Here is a 15,855-nt window from a genome sequence, read left to right as displayed (position 1 = left end):
ACGACCTAGCGTCCGACCGTGACCCCGGAGGGGAGCACCCATGTCGATACTGCGTTCACGGGTACCACCTCCTCGTTCTCTCGCACGGCCTGCGGAAAGGTAGCAGTGTCCGGCACGGTCCGCCAAATGGGCGGCAGTTCTCGGGCCGGATCGAAGACCCGGGCGTCGTCCGGCTTCAGGTACTGGCCCTGCTGTGGCCTCGGACGGAGGTGTCCTCACGGGGTTTCAAGGCCGACGTGGTGACGTTCCTCAGGAACAGCACCGGCGTCGCCGCGGTAGCGAGAGCGAACATTCCGAACGCGAGGCGCATCCCGCCCAGTTCGGCCAGCAGGCCGACCAGGGCCGCGCCCAGGGGCATGGCGCCGAAGTTGAAGAGACGGGCCGCCGCGCCGTAGCGTCCGAGCATGTCGTCCGGAACCATGGCCTGGGTGATGGTGCGGGCGTTGACCGACCAGAGAGTGCCGCCCGCGCCGCCGAGGAAGGCGCCCGCAGCCACCGCCCAGATGCTGGTGGTCAGGGCGGGCAGCGCCACCATCGCGGTGGTGCCCGCCAAGTCGGCGAACATCGCCCTGCGCGCGCCGAGTATCCGGTTCACCCAGGTCACGGACACGGCACCGGCCAGGCCTCCGACCCCGAGGGCGCTGAGCACGATGCCGTACTGCTGCGGCCCCAGGTGCATGGCCTGCTTGGCGTAGAGCGGCATGAGAGCCAGCCAGGCACCCCAGACCGCGGAGAGCACGGCGACGACCACCGACAGCGTCCGCAGCAACCGGTCCCGCCAGAGAAAGCGCACTCCCTCGGCGATCCGGCTGTTGACGGAGACGGGAACGGCTCCCGGCGCGGGCGCTTCGGCCCGGAAGCGGCCCGCCAGCAGCAGCAGGACGAGGGCAGCGGCCGCGTAGGAGGCGCTGATCAGCCCCAACGCCAGGCCCGTTCCGGCGGCCAGCAGCAGTCCGCCGACGAAGGGGCCGGCGAACTCCTGTCCCACCGTCTCGGCACCCACCATCCAGGTGTTCACCCGTTCCCGCCCTGCCGGCGGTACCGCCGCCGGGACCAGGGTGGACGCGGAGGTGGATGCCAGGACGTCGGCGACGCCGAGGATCATCCCGGCCGCGAAGAGCCGGCCGAGGGTGACGCCGCCGGTCATCGCGGAGACGGTGAGCGAGCCCATCGCCGCCAGCCTCATCCCGTTCGCGCCCCACAGCAGCCGTCGGCGGTCGAAGCGGTCGACAAGCACGCCGACGTGCAGGGCGACGAGCAGCCAGGGCAGCGTCAGGGTCAGTGACACGGCGGTGACCTGGGTCGGAGAGGAGGTGAGGCGGGCGGCGAGAACCGGGAGCGCCATCTTCATCACACCGTCGGCGAGATTGGTCGCGGCGGTGAAGCCGACGAGGACCACCGCGTTGCGGCGGCCGGAGCCGGGCCGCGAGCGGGCTCTCGGCCGCGCGGTGTGCGGGGCCTGGCGGGCTTCGGCCGGTTCGGTCAGTGCGGTTTCCATGATCTACCCCGTTGCCGTCGGTACTTCACCAGGTGCGAGCGTCCCGGTGCGGTGTCAGGCGTCCAGGGGGTGCCACCTGGAGCGGTCGCCGTCACGTTCGACGTGCCCGAAGACCGCGCCGGCGAAGTGGATGCCGAAGCCGGTCGTGCCGGGCTCCGCCAGTTCGGCGAGGAGACTGCGGCGATGGCCGGCCGACCGGACGGGATCGTGGTCGAAGGCCGAGGACCATTCGGGGTGGGCGACCTGGATCGGCGAGTGCAGCGCATCGCCGAAGGCGATCAGCTGCCTGGCGCCGGAACTGATGACGAACTCGGCGTGTCCGGGCGAGTGTCCGGCGGCGACCCGCATCCGTACCCCGGGGAAGACCTCCTGCCCGTCGGACACGGTGCGGACGTACGGTGCCAGGCCCGCGGCCTCGCGCGGCTCCAACTGATCGCGGTGCGAGACCCATTCCGGCTCCGACACGAGGTACTCGGCGTGGGCGAACGCGGGGCGGTCGAGGCCCGGGGCGGGGTGCCAGGCCCAGCCGGTGTGGTCGGGGTGCAGGTGGGTGATGGCCACCGCCTCGATCTCCTCGGGCCTGCGGCCGAGTTCGGCCAGGCTCTCCAGGAGCGCGCCTCCGTGGATCGCGCCGCGCGGTCCGTCGGGCGCGGGCGACCAGGACTGCGGTCCGAAGCCCGCGTCGATCAGCAGCGCACGGTCACCGTTCTCCACCAGCAGGCCGCCGATGCTCGCCACCAGGTTGCCTGACCCGTCCAGGTATTCGGGGTGGGCGGCCCACGCCTCACCGGTGCTGTCGGGAAACAGCTCGCGCGGCCTGAGCTGTACCGCACCGTCCGGTACGTAGGACACCTTCGTGTCGCCCAGCCGTATCGAACGCACACCGGCCGGCCGGTGCGGCCGCTCGGTATCGGAGTACGCCTTGATCCCCATCGCCTTCCTCCTCACAGGTGGTCGCCGTGCCCCTCGGAGGCGACGGCGCAACCATATGAGTCAAGCTAGAATCATGCAAGCTTGAAATATTCATGCTTGATGGACTTGCTAGGATGGACGCATGACGTTGCCCTCGCAGTCGCACATCACCGCCGAGCGGGAGCTCTGCGGCCTTCTCAACGGAATGGCGCAGCAGATCGCCCAGCACGTACGCGAGCGCGCTGTCCGCCTGGGCCTCACCGCGGCCCAGGCGACGGCACTGCGGGAGATGACCGGGCCGATGACGATGCGCGAGCTTGCCGAACGCATGGGCTGTGAGCCGTCCAATGCCACCTTCGTGATCGACAAGCTGGAGAAGCAGGGCCTGGTCGAGCGCCGCCCCCACCCCACCGACCGCCGCGCCAAGCTCCTGGTCCTCGCCCCGGAAGGCGTCGACCTGCGCGAGCGTCTCCTCGAACTCCTCGTCCAGGACTCACCCCTTGCCGGACTCGACGCCGAACAGCAGCGGGTCCTCCAGGGCCTGCTGGAGCAGGCGATCACGCGTTCGTAACCAACGCCGCCCAAGGTGTTCACCGTCCGCGGCGGGGCATCCGACCGCCATGACTGTTCTGCGCAGGTTCGCCCGCCCCATGCTGGCCTCGTTGTTCATCTCCGGCGGATACGACGCGGTGCGCGATCCCGCGCGACTCGTGCCCGAGGTGAAGTCGTTCGTGGAACCGGTGGCATCGTCGGTCGCGCCCCGCACGTCCCTGCTGCCGGAGAGCCCGGAGCAGCTCGTGCGTCTGGCCGGAGCCGTGCAACTGGGCGCCGGCGTCCTGCTCGCGCTGGGACGCGTACCGCGACTGGCCTCGCTGGCGCTCGCCGCGACCCTGGTGCCCACAACCCTCGCGGCCCATCGCTACTGGACGATCGAGGACCCCGCCGAGCGAGACGAACAGCGGGCGCAGTTCCTCAAGAACACCTCGATGCTCGGCGGGCTGCTGCTTGCCGCCGCCGACACTCACGGCAAGCCCTCTCTCGCCTACCGCACGCGGGGCGCCGCCGGCCACGCATCTGATGCCGTTGCCGCGCAGGCGCAGTCGGTCGTCGACCATGCGCACGCGGTCGCCCACAGGATCGGTGACGCAGCCGACGGTGCCGCCGACAGCACCACCGCGGCTGTCGGCGCGGTCCGCAAGCGCCTGCACTGACTGCTTCGGCCCAGGGCGCGCCCCGCTCGCTGCCCGTGAGCAGAATGCGCGGTCGGGCAGTTGCGGGTTCGAGCGCCCGGGGGCGGGTCAGTAGCTGTCGTAACTGGGCTTGCCGTTCGGCCGGTAGACGCCGACGATGGTGCCGCCCTTTGTCGTCGAGACGCTCACCGGCTCCAGCGCGGTGGGGATCGCTCCGTCGTCGAACAGCCGCTTGCCGGTGCCGATGATCACCGGATGGATGGTCAGCCGGTACTCGTCGACGAGGTCGTGCCGCATGAGGGTCTGGGCGAGGTCGCCGCTGCCCACGACGTTGATATCGCCGCCGTCGGACGCTTTCAGCTTGCGCACGGCGTGGACGGTGTCGCCCTCCAGCAGCGTTGAGTTCCGCCACGCGACGGACGCCAGGGTCCGTGACGCCACGTACTTGTGCATGCTGTTCATCCGCTCGGTGAACGGGTTGCCGGGATCGGCGGTCGGCCAGTACGACGCGAAGATCTCGTACGTCTTGCGGCCGAGCAGCATCGCGTCGGAGCGCTCGTACCAACCGGCGATGGCCGTGCCGACCTCGTCGTCGGACACCGGCTTCTGCCAGCCGCCGTACTCGAAGCCGCTCTGAGTGTCCTCGTCCGGACCGCCCGGTGCCTGCATGACGCCGTCCAGCGTCAGGAACGTGCAAACGATGATCTTGCGCATGGTGCGCTCCTTTCGACGACCGGTAGACCGCACAACCGCCGGAAACTCATCGGCGGAACCTCCGCGGCAGGTCTCCAGCTGATCGGGGAGGGAGGCTCAGGCCAGGCCGGGCCGGACCCCGTCGTGGGAACGACGCACCGAGGACGCGCCCGGCGCTGCCTGCCCGGGACTGTTCGCGCGCCACCGGGGTAGGCATGTCCCGGCCGAACGGTCGGCCGAGACGCGGGAGGTGGAGGATGCGCCAGGCAGCTGTCCTCGATGTCGGCTGCCACAGCGTGCTGCTCACCGTGGCGCGGCGCGAGGCCGGCGGGGGACTGCGACCGGTGCTGACCCGGAAGGTCCGTCTTGGTTTGGGCCAGGCCCTCGGGGCGGACGGGCGACTGCGCAAGCCGGGGGTGAGGAGCGTGGAAGAGGCGGTGACCGAAGCGCTGTTCGCCGACCCCCATGTGCCTCTGCCCGAGGTGTTCGCCTTCGCCACCTCCGTCATCCGCGACGCGCCCAACCGCGGCGAGATCATCGACCGGGTGGCGCGGACCACCGGCATACGGCTGCAGGTCCTACCCGGCGAGGAGGAAGCCCGGCTCGCCTACGTGGCCGCGCGCCAATGGGCAGGCGCCGCAGCGGGGGAGCTGCTGGTCCTGGACATCGGCGGCGGCACGTTGGAGACAGCCTCCGGCAGCGGGGCCGTGCCCCGGACCGTGTGCTCCCTGCCGCTGGGGGCACGTCGCGTCACCCGCGAGTTGCTGCCCGGGGGTGTCGCGCCCTCCGCACGCCACCTCGCCGCCGCCCGGCGGCATCTGCGCCGGTCTCTCGCGGAGGTCGACGGCCTGCCAGGGGCCGAACCCGGGGCGGACGTCGTGGCCTGCTCGAAGACCTTCGCCCAGCTCGCGCGGCTCGCCGCCGCCACTGCGTCCCCCCGGCTCCGGCCGCGGTTGCGATCTCGCCTGACCCTGGGCGCGCTGCAAGCGGTGATCACCCTCATGGCCGGCACCAGCCCGGCCCGCCGCAACGAGCTGCCCGGCATCTCCTCCCACCGCGCCGAGCAGGCACTGGCCGGAGCCCTCGTCGCGGAGGCCCTGATGGAAGCGTGCGATGCCGACACCGTGACGATCTGTCCCTGGTCGACCAGGGAAGGGCTGCTGCTCGAACAGCTCGGGGCCGGGGTGTTCACCGCGGGAACCCGCTCCGGCGCCCGGGCCGCCTGACACCAGCCGTGACACACGTCAGTCGCGTCACGTCCGTTCACCGCCCTCGGCGAACTCGCCGGCCCGCCCCTCGCCGAACGGTCGTGGTCGCCGTGTGCACACGGCGTCGCAGCCGCATCTACCGGTGCGACACCCGTCTCGTCCCGCTGGAAGGAGCCCGGTCGACGGCTGGTTGGCCTTTGGCGGTCGTGGGCGGCTGACGCGGGTATGTCACACGCGAGTGTGGCCCCGGAGGTAAGAGCGCACGGATGCGGAGAGGCCGGAGTCGACGGCCTCGGGGATCGGCGTCCAACGCACATGGGAGCGGGGGAGGGAAGCGCCGTCCGAGGGGGACTCGCTCAGCAACTGGCATATCACCGCCGAAGGGTCGTCCGGTCCTCCGGGTCGGGTCGACGTCAGAGGTTCGGTGCCGTCGACGAGGTAGCCGGTAAGTTCGTAGACGGCGCGGGCCGCGGTGGCCCCGGCGGATTCACTGAGCTCGGGCCTGCCGGACGGCAAGGCCCACCCTCCGCCATCGTCGATCAACAGCAGGCGGCCGTGGTACAGGACGACCGCCTGCACCACGCCCTCGGCTGACTCCGGTTCCATGGGCGACCATCCTTCCTTCGGCGAGGTGGGACAGCCTCTTCCTACCCGTGAGTGAGCTGCACAGGCCTGCGACGGGTCATGCGCTTGCTTCCTCCTCCTCCCCCTCCGCGGCGCCGCGGCGGGTGTTCCGGCTGTGACATCCCCGGAACATCCGAACCCCAGCTACCTGGTGAGATCGGCTGGTCGGTCGAGTCGTGTCAGCTTGTGCGGATTGGACGTCGCGTAGATCCGGGTGATGCGCCCATTCGCGATCACGAGGCTGACTGTGGCCCCTCCAGCGGCGGATTCGATCCGGACGGCGGGGGCGCCGTTGAGATATACCGTCGTGGTTTCGGATGCGGACCGGTCCGTGCCGGCGAGCATCGTTGCCACGAGTTCGGCCCCGTGGACGGGGGCCAGAGCGGCGGCTGTGATCCCGCCTCCGTCGGCGATGAGGACCACGTCCGGCGCCATGACCTCCAGGAGGTCCTGGATGCGTCCGGTGTGCAGCGCGGCGACGAAGCGGTCCACGACGGCCTTGTGCTCCGACCGGCTCACCGTGACGCGCGGTTGCCGGGCGGCGACGTGGTCTCGGGCGCGCCGGGCGATCTGCCGGACCGCCGCCGGGGTCTTGCCCACGGCTTCGCCGACCTCCTCGTACGGCATGGCGAAGACCTCGCGGAGCACGAACACCGCGCGTTGCAACGGTCCGAGGGTCTCCAGGACGGTCAGCAGCGCGATGGAGACGCTTTCCGCGAGCTCGACGTCGTCTGCCACGTCGGGGTGGGTGAGCAACGGCTCGGGCAGCCATTCGCCCACATAGTCCTCACGACGGCGTGAGAGTGCGCGCATGCGGTTGAGCGACTGCCGGGTGACGGCCCGCACGAGGTACGCCCTCGGGTCGTGGACCTGTGCCCGGTCGACGCCGGACCACCGCAGCCAGGTCTCCTGCAGCACGTCCTCGGCGTCGGCCGCAGAGCCGAGCATCTCGTAGGCGACAGTGAACAGCAGGCTGCGGTGGGCGACGAACGGGTCCTGCGTCACGCCGCGGACCCTGCGTGGGACGTCGCCGGGCGCTTGGCCAGCGGGATCTCGCAGGCGTCGGAGAATCCCTGCGAGGTGACCCCGTTCGCCACGTTGGCCCGGGTCGCCAGGTTGACATAGGCGATGAACGCGGTGAGCTCCACCATCGCCTCCGTCCCGAGCCGCTCAAGGAGGGATGCGTACTGCTCGTCGGTGACGGTCGGCGGCGTGTTCGTCACCGCCTCGGCATACCCCATGACGTCGCGGTCCAGTGCTGTGAAAACGTCCGCCTCCCGCCAGCGCGGCACCTGGCTCGCCCTGGCCAGGTCCAGGTTCTCGTTCTGCGCCTGAAAATAGCCGACGTCCAGGCACCAGCTGCAGCCGACCTGCGCCGCGACGGCCATGTGCGCGAACGATTTCAGGCCCGGGTCGACCGCCTTCCACGCCCCCACCTTGCTACCGAACTCCAGATTGTCCTGTGTCACCCGGGGGCTGTGCCACAGCACCTCGACATTCTCGGGCACAACGCCCAGCTGCTTGATCATGTTCTCCTTGAGCTCGGCGGGAAGCTCGGCCTTCGGCAGGCGCAGTGTCATGACGTCTCTCCTTGTAGGCGCCCCTGTGGGGCAGTTCGGCATGAAGACACCGCCCGGCCCGAACGTGTGACACCCACGGTCGCCACGGTGAGCCTCCTCACCGGCGCGGGTCGGCGCGGCGGATCCCCCGTGGGGCAGCGCTCACCATCGATACCCGGAAGACGATTCCGAGCAGCCGGCAGTCCACCAAAGGACATTCGCCGCGGATCCTGGCCGAACCCGACCTGCCTCAGGAGGTCGTCACGACGATCTTCTTCCCGGCGTGCAACCCCTTCTCGAGGTGGCGGTGTGCCTCGACCACGGCGTCGAGGGAGAACGCCTTGTCGTCGACAGCGGGCCGTAGCGCACCGAGGCGCAGGCCCGCGTTCAGGAAGGCCGCCATGCGCTTGACCACGACGGCGTCGAGGGTGTGCTCGAAGCTCCGGTAGCTGAAGACCGTGAGCGGCGGGCCTGCTGGGAAAGGTGCGGGCCGAGGGTCCAGGAAGCCCGCGGCGACCAGCGTTCCGCCGGGGCGGGCCGCCTTCAGGAGATCCTGCTGGCCGGGGCCCATGACGAGGTCGAGGACGACGTCCGCGCCGGTCCCGCCGGTGTGGTGGGCGACGGCTTCGACGATGTCCGCGTGGTCGGTGGCGACGACCGCGGCGGCGCCTGCGGCGAGCAGCTCGTCCTCCTTCGCGGCGTGCCGGGTCACGGCGATGGGCACGGCACCGATCTGACGGGCGATCTGCATCGCCGCCCGGCCGACGCCGCCGGACGCGGCGGTGATGAGGACGTGGTCGCCGGGCCGCATCCCCGCCTTCTCGACGAGCGCGCCGTAGGCGGTGGAGAAGGCGACCCAGACCGCCGCCGCCTCCGTGATGCCGAGCCCGGTCGGCCGGACGACGACCCGGCTCGCGGGCACCGTGGTGTAGTCGGCGTAGCTGCCCCGCACGTTCGCGTCCGGAACGGCCGTGAGGATGACCGGATCACCGATGCTCAGCCCAGTGGTCCCAGGCCCCAGCGCGTCGACGACGCCGGTTCCTTCGACACCCAGGCGGGCCTGCGGCAGGGGGACCGGTGCGGGCGAGGCACCGGAACGCATCATCTGGTCGAGCGGGTTGACTGCGAACGCCTCCATCCTGACCCGGACCTCGCCGGCCGCAGGCTCGGCAAGGGCCTCCTCGACGACGTGCATGACCTCAGGCCCGCCGAACTCGTCGAAGATGACGACTCGTGGCATGGTGGCTCCTCCGCATCCGGTGCTGATCGGCTGATCGGCTCATCGGGGAAAACGCTACGGAGCCGTGGGTTACCTCCTGGTACCTTCGACTTTCATGCAGAACGTGGACGGAGCAGCCTTCCTCGCCGACTGCCCCACTCGTCTGGCGGTCGAGATCATCTCCGACAAGTGGGCCGTACTCGCGCTCTTCGGCCTCAGCCAGGGACCTCGCAGGCACGGTGAACTCGTCAACCTCATCGGCGGCGTCTCGCGCAAGGTCCTCACCCAGACGCTGCGCCGGCTCCAGGAGTACGGCCTGGTCAACCGCCGTGCCGAAGCGCCGAGGCGGGTGGAATACAGCCTCACCGACCTCGGCCGGACCCTCATCGAACCCATCGAGGTTCTGACGAACTGGGCCAGGGAGCACGGCGGGGACATCGCCGACTTCCAGGAGGCGGCGGAAGCCGCTGCTTCTGCTCGGGTTCGCCCGGCGGGTTGATCCCGGCGATCACCCGCTTCGCACCAGGGCGCAGCGGTCTGGCTACGGGCATCGCACCGAGCCGGAAGGTGCCCCCGGCCACCAGATCGGACTGGTCGAAGGCCGGCCCTCAGTCGATCCGCGCCCTCATCCCCGCGGTCAGCCGGTGGTAGCGGGCCGGAACCCCTGGGCCTCCCTCGCCGAGGAAGCCTTCGACCATCGTGGCGCCGATGTCATTGAGGGCGCCGTCGTGTACGGCGTAGGCATCCCGCGGGGCGACCTCGCGCACGTAGTCGATGAGATCGCCGACGGTGGACCATGGAGCGTGGACCGGTAGCAGCAACGTACCGACGGGACCATCGGGGACGGTCAGGGCGTCGCCGGGGTGGAAGAGGGCGTCGTCCACAAGGAAACCGATGTTGGGGATACGCGGAACGTCGGGGTGGATGACCGCATGCCAGGCGCCGTGAACACGGACGTCAAAGCCGGCGACGGTGAAGGCGTCCCCGTCCCCCGTGGTGGAGACCTGCGTGCCGAGGCCGTCCAGTCGCTTCGCGACCGAAGGGTTGGTCCAGATCTGCAGGCCCGGACGAGCCGCGGCCGCCCGCCGCAGTACCGCCTCCGAGAAGTGGTCGAAGTGCTCGTGCGTGACGAGCACGGCATCGGCGCCTTCCAGCGCTGTCGCGTCACTCAGGCCACCCGGGTCGATGACCAGGCGGCGCCCGTCCTTCTCAAGCTGCACACACGCATGTCCGAACTTGGTGAGCTCCATGACCGGCACGTCCTTTCGTCTTTACTGTCACTCATTTGTACAACAAGACTGTACAAGTAGGTAGCAGGAGTCTGGGTAGGATGCCCCCATGGACGAAGACGCGCTGGCCGAGGAGCTGCGACGGTCGCTCGGTGAGCTGGTCCGGGCGGTACGAGCCGCGGACACCATGCCTCCCGGTGAGGCCGCCATTCTCGGATTCCTCGACCGCGGCGGCCCGTTGACCACGGCTGACCTCGCTCGCCTGCGCGGCGTCACGCACCAGTCGGCCGCCAAGTCGGTCAAAGATCTCTCCGCGGCCGGCCTGGTCCGCAGCGAGCGGCATCCCGACGACGCCCGCAAGCTCCTGCTGCACATCACCGGGGCGGGCCTCTCCCGCCTCCAGCGGGAACGTGCCGGCCGCGCGGGCGCCCTCGGCGCCGCCATCCGCGAGACCTTCGCCCCCGAGGAACAGCGGCGACTGAGCGAGTCCGTTGCCCTGCTGTCCCGCCTGGCAGCCCACATCACCGGACACTGACCGCTTCGGCGAGCAATCGCGCGAGGGTGTCGGCTGCCCGGTCCAGGGAGCACTCCTGCGTCCGCCACTTCCGTCCGATGCGACGGCTGGGCCGGGCGGTGCAGCCGCTCAACCCGGTGAACCTTGCAGGTCTCAGCCCTGTTGGGCGGGTTGACGGGAATCGTCGATCAGAGCGGCCGCGGTCAGGGTGAGGTGCTGAACCAGGACCGCGGCTGCGGTGTCGGCGTCGCGGTCCAGCGCCGCCTCCTCCAGCCTGCGGTGTTCCTTGACGCCGTCCCGATCGGGGTTGCGGTGCGCTGCCCAACGGCGTGCCAGTTCGCTTGCGGTCCACAACCGGTCGAAGGTCTCCAGCAGGGCGTGGTTGCCGCACCCCTCCAGCAGCGTGCGGTGGAAGACCCTGTGGGCCTCGGCCCAGGCGTCGGTGTAGTGCTCGCCCTCTTTCGGCACGAACGCCGGCGTGCGCACCAGGCGATGGTGGGCGGCGCGCACGCGGGCCTCCCAGTCGACGTCGCCGCGCTCGATGGACATGCGCAGTACGACCGGCTCGATGGTCCTGCGTGCTTCCGCGATCTCCTGCCAGCGGCGGTCGGAGAAGGACGGGACGGCGAATCCGCGGTTGGGCAGCCGGTCGGCGAGCCCCTCGCCGACCAGCCGCACGAGCGCCTCGCGCGTGACGGCGAGGCTTACGCCCTGTTCCCTGGCGAGGTCCTGCGGTTTGAGGGCGTCACCCGGGGCGTAGTCCCCGCGCATGATCGCGCCCTGCAGGTGTGCGTAGACCTGCTCGGAAAGCATCTGCTTCCCCGGGGGAGCGGGGGCGTGAGGCATGCCAGTCATGACGCAAGCATAGACGATCCGGCCAATAATCGATTATCTGTGTTACTGTCGATTCTGAAGCAGCGTCAATGAGGGAAGGAAGATCACTGTGAACGCCAACGACCCCTTCGCCCGCCTCCCGGAAGCGGCGTCCTTCACCGTCAGCAGCAGCAACGTCACCGCTGGAGCGGCCTGGCCGCTCCAGCAGCACGCCTCCGGCCTGCCCGGCGGGAAGGACATCTCTCCGCAGCTGTCGTGGGGTGGCGCCCCCAGCGAAACCAAGAGCTACGCCGTCACCGTCTACGACCCCGACGCTCCCACCGGATCGGGTTTCTGGCACTGGGCGGTCGTCGACATACCCGCCACCACCACCGAACTGCCCGAGGGCGCCGGCGACGATGTCGGCTCGTGCCTGCCCGACGGCGCCTACCAACTGCCCAACGACGCCCGCGCAGCCCGCTTCATCGGCGCCGCCCCGCCGGCCGGGCACGGCCCGCACCGGTACTTCGTCGTCGTCCACGCCCTTGACGTCGCATCCATCGGCGTCCCCGCCGACGCCACCCCGGCCGTCCTCGGCTTCACCATGTCCGGTCACACCCTCGGACGCGCGGTATTGATCGCCACTGCCGAAACATCCGCGTGACGGCGCCGCCCGGGCTCCCTGGAGAAACGACCGCGATGCAGCTCGGCGAGCTTCCCCACGCCGCCCGCCCCGGCGACGGCCCGACCGGCCTGCGCGCCGTCCGCCACGTCAGCCGCGCCGTCAGCGCCGCCCACCAGTTCATCTACCTCGTCCCCGAGAGTGCGCAGGAAGCGGCAGCACTCGGCGTGACCAGCCGCGGACCGGCGTACCTGGCCTTCCGGTCGGCCGCGATGGGCGCGGTTCCGTGGCAGGTCACGCTCGCGGCCTTCTACAATTTCAGCCCGCGGGCGGTGCGGGCCATGGCGGGTGTGTGGGACGTCGCGCCGCCCGATCGGTGGCAGGCCGCCCGCTTCCTGGCCGCCGGGTGGGCGATGCGGCGCGTCGGCGTGCACCTCACGGTCGACCGACTCGCCGAGGCGCGCTCGCTGATCGATCCGGTCGTCGCCGGTGCCGGCTACGCCGGCAAGGTGCTGGCCGCCGCGAACGCCTCGGTCGCGCTTCCGTCCGATCCCCTCGTCGCCCTGTGGCAGCAGATCACGGTGGCGCGCGAGTGGCGCGGCGACGCCCATCTCGTCGTGCTCGCCGAGAACGGCCTCGGGCCGTGCGACTGCCTCGTTCTGCACACTGCGACGGGTCGCCTCCCGACGGCTCTCGCGCGGGCGACCCGCCAGTGGAACGACGAGGAATGGGGCGCGGCGACGGCACGTCTCACCGCACGCGGTTGGCTCGACTCCAACGCCCTTGTCACCGGCGCCGGCAGCGCGGCGCGCGAGCGGATCGAGGCGGATACGGACGAGCTCTGTGCCGCACTATGGGCGCCGATAGGCGACGCGGGTGCCCACCGTTTGGCCTCGCTCATCACGCCGATCACCGACGCGTTCGCCGCGGCGGGGACGTGCTTCCCGGTCGCCCGCACGGACGGGGTCCACGGTGCGCTGCCTGCGCGGGCCGGTCCGTCGTGACGCACGCTTCGACCGTCTTCGCGCCTCGTCGCACGCGCTCGACCGCAAGCTGACGCAGTTCGTCGTCCACGGTTCCTACGCGGCAGAACTCGACACCGGCGCCACGGCGGTCGCGACACTGCGAGGACAGGGCGTCCAGCATCTCGACCGGGGTCCCGGGTCGGGCTGGCAGGTCGTCCAGGGCGCGAACCCCGGCTCACCGGGCAATACACCTAGGGCGCGAACGTCACCTCGGGGAAGGCCGGGCTCGGGCCGTCGAGGAGGTGGCCCCGGCGGCGGAGGTGGCGGTCGAAGAAGGCCAGGGGGTACGCCTGCTGGATGCGTACACCGCGGGCGGGATCGAGGGTGCCGATCCAGCTCCGGACGTCTTCCTCGCTCATCCCGGCCGGCTGCGCCAGTTGCGGGATCAGCACCTGGTAGTCGCTGTAGGACGCGTGGACCGCGCCGGCCGCCCGGACGTCGAGCCGCCAGCCCCGCAGGTGCGACCACAGGTTGGCGACGGCCGGCTGCGCCGCCCGGGTGTAGTCGGCGGTCATCAGCATGAAGGGCCGGTACAGGTCGGCGGTGAAGGCCGGTTGCATCTCCATCGGGCCGTCGAGGCTCAGCCCCGCCCGAACCCGCGGATCGTCGTACATGACCCGCGCCGCCGCCGTACCGCCCTTCGACGAGCCGAACACGCCGACGCGGCCGAGGTCGAGGGCGCCGCGCAGGCCGGCCGGCAGCGTCCGGTGCCCGGCGTCGGGATTGCGCCCTGCGTCGAGGTCCTCGACCCGGTCGAGGACGAACCTGACGTCCGCCGCGAAGTCCCCTGGCGTCAGGCCGTACCTCGGGTCCTGGCTGGGCACGGAGACCCGGCCGTCGGGGAACTGGGTGAAGGCGTCGTTCGTGTGGTCCACCGTGACGACCGCGTAGCCGTGGCTGGCGAGTTCCTGGACGATGACGGTGTTATCGCCGCGGTGGTCGTGCGCGGCGTGCGAGAACACGACGACGGGCAGCCGCCCGCCGTGCCGCAGCACCGGGGCGCCCTCATGGCCCGACGTGAGCGGCGACGCGGCGAGGCCGGCGGGGAAGCCCGAGTACGTGAGGAGTTCGCGCAGCGGTGCCGCGGCCATCCACGGCGCTCGCGGATGGCGCCCCGCGCCCCGGGCGGGGTACCAGAGGCTCGCCATCAGCTCGCGGGAGCGCCCGGGTCCCGCCACCGGGTCGGGGCGCGAGGGGTCGACCAGGTGCAGGGAGACCGTGCCCACCCGGTACGGCCCGGTGGGAGCGGGCAGCGCGAGCCGCGGTGCGGTCGGGGCCGGGGGAGCAGCCGCCGACGCGCGGGCGGCGGGGGAGACCGACAGAGCGGCCGCGGCGGCCAGCACGGCTCGGCGGGTCGTCCGGTGGCTGCCGGCGGACGGCGTGCGGGACATGGAGCCTCCTGGGTCGGGGTTTCCTGGGCGGAACGGGGCGTTACGCGTGGCGCCGGCGGGCACGCAGCAGCGGCGCGGCCGCGCTGAGCAGGACCATGAGCAGGGCGCCCTCGCCGAAGGCGGAGAGCGGGAGCAGCAGCGGGACCGTCGACTGCACGACGACCGGGAGCACCGCCACCGCCAGGCCCGCGGCGGCCGGCCGGTCGCGTCTCCAGCACAGCAGGGCCACCGCGAGCACCGCGGCCCACAGCGTGTGGGTGGTACGGGGTCCGCCCGGCGGCAGGTACTGGAAGGCGGTGGCGAACTGCGCACCCCACACCAGGACGGCCAGCGCGGTGGTACCCGCGACGGCGGTGCGCTGCGACGAGGACGAGCCGAGCAGGTCCCTGGGCGCGGCAAGGACGACCGCGGCGGTGAGCAGCGGCACGACCACGTTCAGCGCCATGCCCGTGTGGTCGCCCCGGACGCCCGAGTGGGTCAGCAGGAGCAGCGGTACGTCGCACAGCCGCAGCAGCGTCGCGGGCACGACCAGGGCGCGGGCCGCGGCCCAGCGCCCGGTCCAGACGCCCGCGAGCACCGCGAACCACAGCAGCGGCGCGACGAACTGGCCGGTCAGGACGAGGACGTTGGGCAGCGAGTCCGGCGGCAGGGTCCGCACGTCGGGTGCGAGGAGCCACAGCAGGTTCATCACGCTGCCGCCCATGGCGAGGGCGACGGCCAGCGGGGCCGCCTGCGCCAGGATCTGACCGGCGGTCCGGTCGGAGCCGAGTCCTGTGCGCTGCCGCAGGCCGTGGGCGGCGATGTCGAACGCCTCGCGCAGCCGCTCGGCCCGGCCCGCGCCCTGCGTGGCCTGGTCGTGGATCGCGGTCAGCTCGGCGCCGTGCTCGGCGCGGTAGGCGGCCGGGTGGAGGCGCAGCGCCCAGCGCAGGGCGCGCGACGGGTGTCGCTGCGTCATGCCAGCGCCCCCTTCGGCCGGGTGGCGGGGGCGCGGTGGCCGGCCAGCCGCCGCTCCGCCTCGTCGACGACGGCGCGCAGCCGCTCGGCCTCGGCGGCCAGCACGGAACGGCCGGCCTCGGCGAGGGCGTAGACCTTGCGGGCGCGGCCGTCCACGATCTCCTCCCGCTCGACCTGGATCAGGCCCTGCTGGAGCAGCCGGTCCAGCGCGCCGTAGAGGGTGCCGGTGCGCATGCGCACGCGGCCCTGCGAGATCGCGTCGATCTCCTGGATCAGCCCGTAGCCGTGCCTGGGCTCGTCGGCCAGTGCGGTGAGCAGGAGCAGCGTCGGCTCCTGAAGCGGTCGGTCAGTCATGCCACCTATATATATCGGTGACCGGCATATGATGTCGAGTGGAACGACGA

General features: G+C 71.4%; 19 protein-coding genes. 7 read left to right on the top strand and 12 right to left on the bottom strand.

What is annotated here, in order from left to right; all coding sequences use genetic code 11:
* Positions 1 to 175: 175 nt before the first annotated feature.
* Positions 176 to 1,498 (bottom strand): MFS transporter, encoded by a 1,323-nt coding sequence (locus NFU81_RS14415; RefSeq protein WP_251489603.1) that lies wholly within the window; start codon positions 1,496 to 1,498, stop codon positions 176 to 178.
* A 54-nt stretch (positions 1,499 to 1,552) separates the two neighbouring features.
* A complete protein-coding gene (locus tag NFU81_RS14410; protein ID WP_251489601.1) occupies positions 1,553 to 2,431 on the bottom strand; it encodes an MBL fold metallo-hydrolase in 879 nt (292 codons plus the stop codon).
* A gap of 121 nt (positions 2,432 to 2,552) precedes the next feature.
* Here NFU81_RS14410 and NFU81_RS14405 point away from each other — a divergent pair, with 121 nt between their 5' ends.
* Together NFU81_RS14405 and NFU81_RS14400 are read left to right on the top strand one after the other, a co-directional pair.
* On the top strand, positions 2,553 to 2,981 hold the full coding sequence (locus NFU81_RS14405; RefSeq protein WP_251489599.1) for a MarR family winged helix-turn-helix transcriptional regulator: 429 nt from the start codon (positions 2,553 to 2,555) through the stop codon (positions 2,979 to 2,981).
* Between the two features lie 49 nt (positions 2,982 to 3,030).
* Positions 3,031 to 3,621 carry a DoxX family protein gene (locus NFU81_RS14400; protein WP_251489597.1) on the top strand — a complete coding sequence of 197 codons (591 nt, stop codon included), beginning with the start codon at positions 3,031 to 3,033 and terminating at the stop codon, positions 3,619 to 3,621.
* A gap of 87 nt (positions 3,622 to 3,708) precedes the next feature.
* Here NFU81_RS14400 and NFU81_RS14395 read toward each other — a convergent pair whose 3' ends face one another.
* A complete protein-coding gene (locus tag NFU81_RS14395; RefSeq protein WP_251489596.1) occupies positions 3,709 to 4,314 on the bottom strand; it encodes a dihydrofolate reductase family protein in 606 nt (201 codons plus the stop codon).
* Between the two features lie 236 nt (positions 4,315 to 4,550).
* Here NFU81_RS14395 and NFU81_RS14390 point away from each other — a divergent pair, with 236 nt between their 5' ends.
* Positions 4,551 to 5,519: a Ppx/GppA phosphatase family protein gene (locus NFU81_RS14390; RefSeq protein ID WP_251489594.1), complete on the top strand. Its 969-nt coding sequence runs from the start codon at positions 4,551 to 4,553 to the stop codon at positions 5,517 to 5,519.
* A gap of 210 nt (positions 5,520 to 5,729) precedes the next feature.
* Here NFU81_RS14390 and NFU81_RS41105 read toward each other — a convergent pair whose 3' ends face one another.
* The 4 genes from NFU81_RS41105 to NFU81_RS14375 all read right to left on the bottom strand — a co-directional run bounded on the left by NFU81_RS41105 (position 5,730) and on the right by NFU81_RS14375 (position 8,924).
* Positions 5,730 to 6,107: an NUDIX domain-containing protein gene (locus NFU81_RS41105; protein WP_274038147.1), complete on the bottom strand. Its 378-nt coding sequence runs from the start codon at positions 6,105 to 6,107 to the stop codon at positions 5,730 to 5,732.
* Between the two features lie 162 nt (positions 6,108 to 6,269).
* Positions 6,270 to 7,130, bottom strand: a complete 861-nt coding sequence (locus NFU81_RS14385; RefSeq protein ID WP_251489592.1) for an RNA polymerase sigma-70 factor — start codon at positions 7,128 to 7,130, stop codon at positions 6,270 to 6,272.
* Positions 7,127 to 7,705 (bottom strand): carboxymuconolactone decarboxylase family protein, encoded by a 579-nt coding sequence (locus tag NFU81_RS14380; RefSeq protein ID WP_251489590.1) that lies wholly within the window; start codon positions 7,703 to 7,705, stop codon positions 7,127 to 7,129. The genes NFU81_RS14385 and NFU81_RS14380 overlap by 4 nt, the downstream gene beginning before the upstream one ends.
* Positions 7,706 to 7,934: 229 nt before the next feature.
* Positions 7,935 to 8,924, bottom strand: coding sequence for a zinc-dependent alcohol dehydrogenase family protein (locus tag NFU81_RS14375; protein ID WP_251489588.1), 990 nt, complete (start codon positions 8,922 to 8,924; stop codon positions 7,935 to 7,937).
* A 94-nt stretch (positions 8,925 to 9,018) separates the two neighbouring features.
* Between NFU81_RS14375 and NFU81_RS14370 the strand changes: the two genes are divergently transcribed.
* Complete coding sequence (locus NFU81_RS14370) at positions 9,019 to 9,402, top strand: winged helix-turn-helix transcriptional regulator (protein WP_251489586.1); 384 nt, start codon at positions 9,019 to 9,021, stop codon at positions 9,400 to 9,402.
* A 109-nt stretch (positions 9,403 to 9,511) separates the two neighbouring features.
* Here the strand turns inward: NFU81_RS14370 and NFU81_RS14365 are convergent, their stop codons facing one another.
* On the bottom strand, positions 9,512 to 10,153 hold the full coding sequence (locus NFU81_RS14365) for an MBL fold metallo-hydrolase (RefSeq protein ID WP_251489584.1): 642 nt from the start codon (positions 10,151 to 10,153) through the stop codon (positions 9,512 to 9,514).
* Between the two features lie 88 nt (positions 10,154 to 10,241).
* On the opposite strand from NFU81_RS14365, the gene NFU81_RS14360 reads away from it, so the two are divergent.
* Complete coding sequence (locus NFU81_RS14360; protein ID WP_251489582.1) at positions 10,242 to 10,667, top strand: MarR family winged helix-turn-helix transcriptional regulator; 426 nt, start codon at positions 10,242 to 10,244, stop codon at positions 10,665 to 10,667.
* A gap of 132 nt (positions 10,668 to 10,799) precedes the next feature.
* Here the strand turns inward: NFU81_RS14360 and NFU81_RS14355 are convergent, their stop codons facing one another.
* A complete protein-coding gene (locus NFU81_RS14355; RefSeq protein ID WP_251489581.1) occupies positions 10,800 to 11,501 on the bottom strand; it encodes a GntR family transcriptional regulator in 702 nt (233 codons plus the stop codon).
* A gap of 88 nt (positions 11,502 to 11,589) precedes the next feature.
* On the opposite strand from NFU81_RS14355, the gene NFU81_RS14350 reads away from it, so the two are divergent.
* A complete protein-coding gene (locus NFU81_RS14350) occupies positions 11,590 to 12,123 on the top strand; it encodes a YbhB/YbcL family Raf kinase inhibitor-like protein (protein WP_251489580.1) in 534 nt (177 codons plus the stop codon).
* A gap of 35 nt (positions 12,124 to 12,158) precedes the next feature.
* The gene (locus NFU81_RS14345; protein WP_251489579.1) at positions 12,159 to 13,085 is read left to right on the top strand and encodes an SCO6745 family protein; all 927 of its coding nucleotides are present in this window, start codon (positions 12,159 to 12,161) and stop codon (positions 13,083 to 13,085) included.
* A gap of 212 nt (positions 13,086 to 13,297) precedes the next feature.
* Here the strand turns inward: NFU81_RS14345 and NFU81_RS14340 are convergent, their stop codons facing one another.
* Genes NFU81_RS14340 through NFU81_RS14330 form a run of 3 tightly spaced genes read right to left on the bottom strand, consistent with a single transcriptional unit; the run spans position 13,298 to position 15,805 of the window.
* The gene (locus NFU81_RS14340; RefSeq protein ID WP_251489578.1) at positions 13,298 to 14,497 is read right to left on the bottom strand and encodes an alpha/beta hydrolase family protein; all 1,200 of its coding nucleotides are present in this window, start codon (positions 14,495 to 14,497) and stop codon (positions 13,298 to 13,300) included.
* A 40-nt stretch (positions 14,498 to 14,537) separates the two neighbouring features.
* Positions 14,538 to 15,452, bottom strand: coding sequence for a hypothetical protein (locus tag NFU81_RS14335; protein WP_251489577.1), 915 nt, complete (start codon positions 15,450 to 15,452; stop codon positions 14,538 to 14,540).
* Positions 15,449 to 15,805, bottom strand: coding sequence for a PadR family transcriptional regulator (locus NFU81_RS14330; RefSeq protein WP_251489576.1), 357 nt, complete (start codon positions 15,803 to 15,805; stop codon positions 15,449 to 15,451). The genes NFU81_RS14335 and NFU81_RS14330 overlap by 4 nt, the downstream gene beginning before the upstream one ends.
* Between the last annotated feature and the right edge of the window lie 50 nt (positions 15,806 to 15,855).

Origin of the sequence: Actinacidiphila cocklensis (assembly GCF_907177275.1) — a bacterium.
GTDB lineage: Bacteria > Actinomycetota > Actinomycetes > Streptomycetales > Streptomycetaceae > Actinacidiphila > Actinacidiphila cocklensis.
This window is presented reverse-complemented; position numbering and strand designations above follow the sequence as displayed.

What these genes read in the sequence shown, in the direction of transcription:
- NFU81_RS14360 (WP_251489582.1), top strand. Translation starts at nt 10,242, where the DNA reads ATGGACGAAGACGCGCTGGCCGAGGAGCTGCGACGGTCGCTCGGTGAG.
- NFU81_RS14370 (WP_251489586.1), top strand. Translation starts at nt 9,019, where the DNA reads ATGCAGAACGTGGACGGAGCAGCCTTCCTCGCCGACTGCCCCACTCGT.
- NFU81_RS14365 (WP_251489584.1), bottom strand. Translation starts at nt 10,153, where the DNA reads ATGGAGCTCACCAAGTTCGGACATGCGTGTGTGCAGCTTGAGAAGGAC.
- NFU81_RS41105 (WP_274038147.1), bottom strand. Translation starts at nt 6,107, where the DNA reads ATGGAACCGGAGTCAGCCGAGGGCGTGGTGCAGGCGGTCGTCCTGTAC.
- NFU81_RS14380 (WP_251489590.1), bottom strand. Translation starts at nt 7,705, where the DNA reads ATGACACTGCGCCTGCCGAAGGCCGAGCTTCCCGCCGAGCTCAAGGAG.
- NFU81_RS14415 (WP_251489603.1), bottom strand. Translation starts at nt 1,498, where the DNA reads ATGGAAACCGCACTGACCGAACCGGCCGAAGCCCGCCAGGCCCCGCAC.
- NFU81_RS14395 (WP_251489596.1), bottom strand. Translation starts at nt 4,314, where the DNA reads ATGCGCAAGATCATCGTTTGCACGTTCCTGACGCTGGACGGCGTCATG.
- NFU81_RS14410 (WP_251489601.1), bottom strand. Translation starts at nt 2,431, where the DNA reads ATGGGGATCAAGGCGTACTCCGATACCGAGCGGCCGCACCGGCCGGCC.
- NFU81_RS14355 (WP_251489581.1), bottom strand. Translation starts at nt 11,501, where the DNA reads ATGACTGGCATGCCTCACGCCCCCGCTCCCCCGGGGAAGCAGATGCTT.
- NFU81_RS14330 (WP_251489576.1), bottom strand. Translation starts at nt 15,805, where the DNA reads ATGACTGACCGACCGCTTCAGGAGCCGACGCTGCTCCTGCTCACCGCA.
- NFU81_RS14345 (WP_251489579.1), top strand. Translation starts at nt 12,159, where the DNA reads ATGCAGCTCGGCGAGCTTCCCCACGCCGCCCGCCCCGGCGACGGCCCG.
- NFU81_RS14335 (WP_251489577.1), bottom strand. Translation starts at nt 15,452, where the DNA reads ATGACGCAGCGACACCCGTCGCGCGCCCTGCGCTGGGCGCTGCGCCTC.
- NFU81_RS14390 (WP_251489594.1), top strand. Translation starts at nt 4,551, where the DNA reads ATGCGCCAGGCAGCTGTCCTCGATGTCGGCTGCCACAGCGTGCTGCTC.
- NFU81_RS14400 (WP_251489597.1), top strand. Translation starts at nt 3,031, where the DNA reads ATGACTGTTCTGCGCAGGTTCGCCCGCCCCATGCTGGCCTCGTTGTTC.
- NFU81_RS14375 (WP_251489588.1), bottom strand. Translation starts at nt 8,924, where the DNA reads ATGCCACGAGTCGTCATCTTCGACGAGTTCGGCGGGCCTGAGGTCATG.
- NFU81_RS14340 (WP_251489578.1), bottom strand. Translation starts at nt 14,497, where the DNA reads ATGTCCCGCACGCCGTCCGCCGGCAGCCACCGGACGACCCGCCGAGCC.
- NFU81_RS14405 (WP_251489599.1), top strand. Translation starts at nt 2,553, where the DNA reads ATGACGTTGCCCTCGCAGTCGCACATCACCGCCGAGCGGGAGCTCTGC.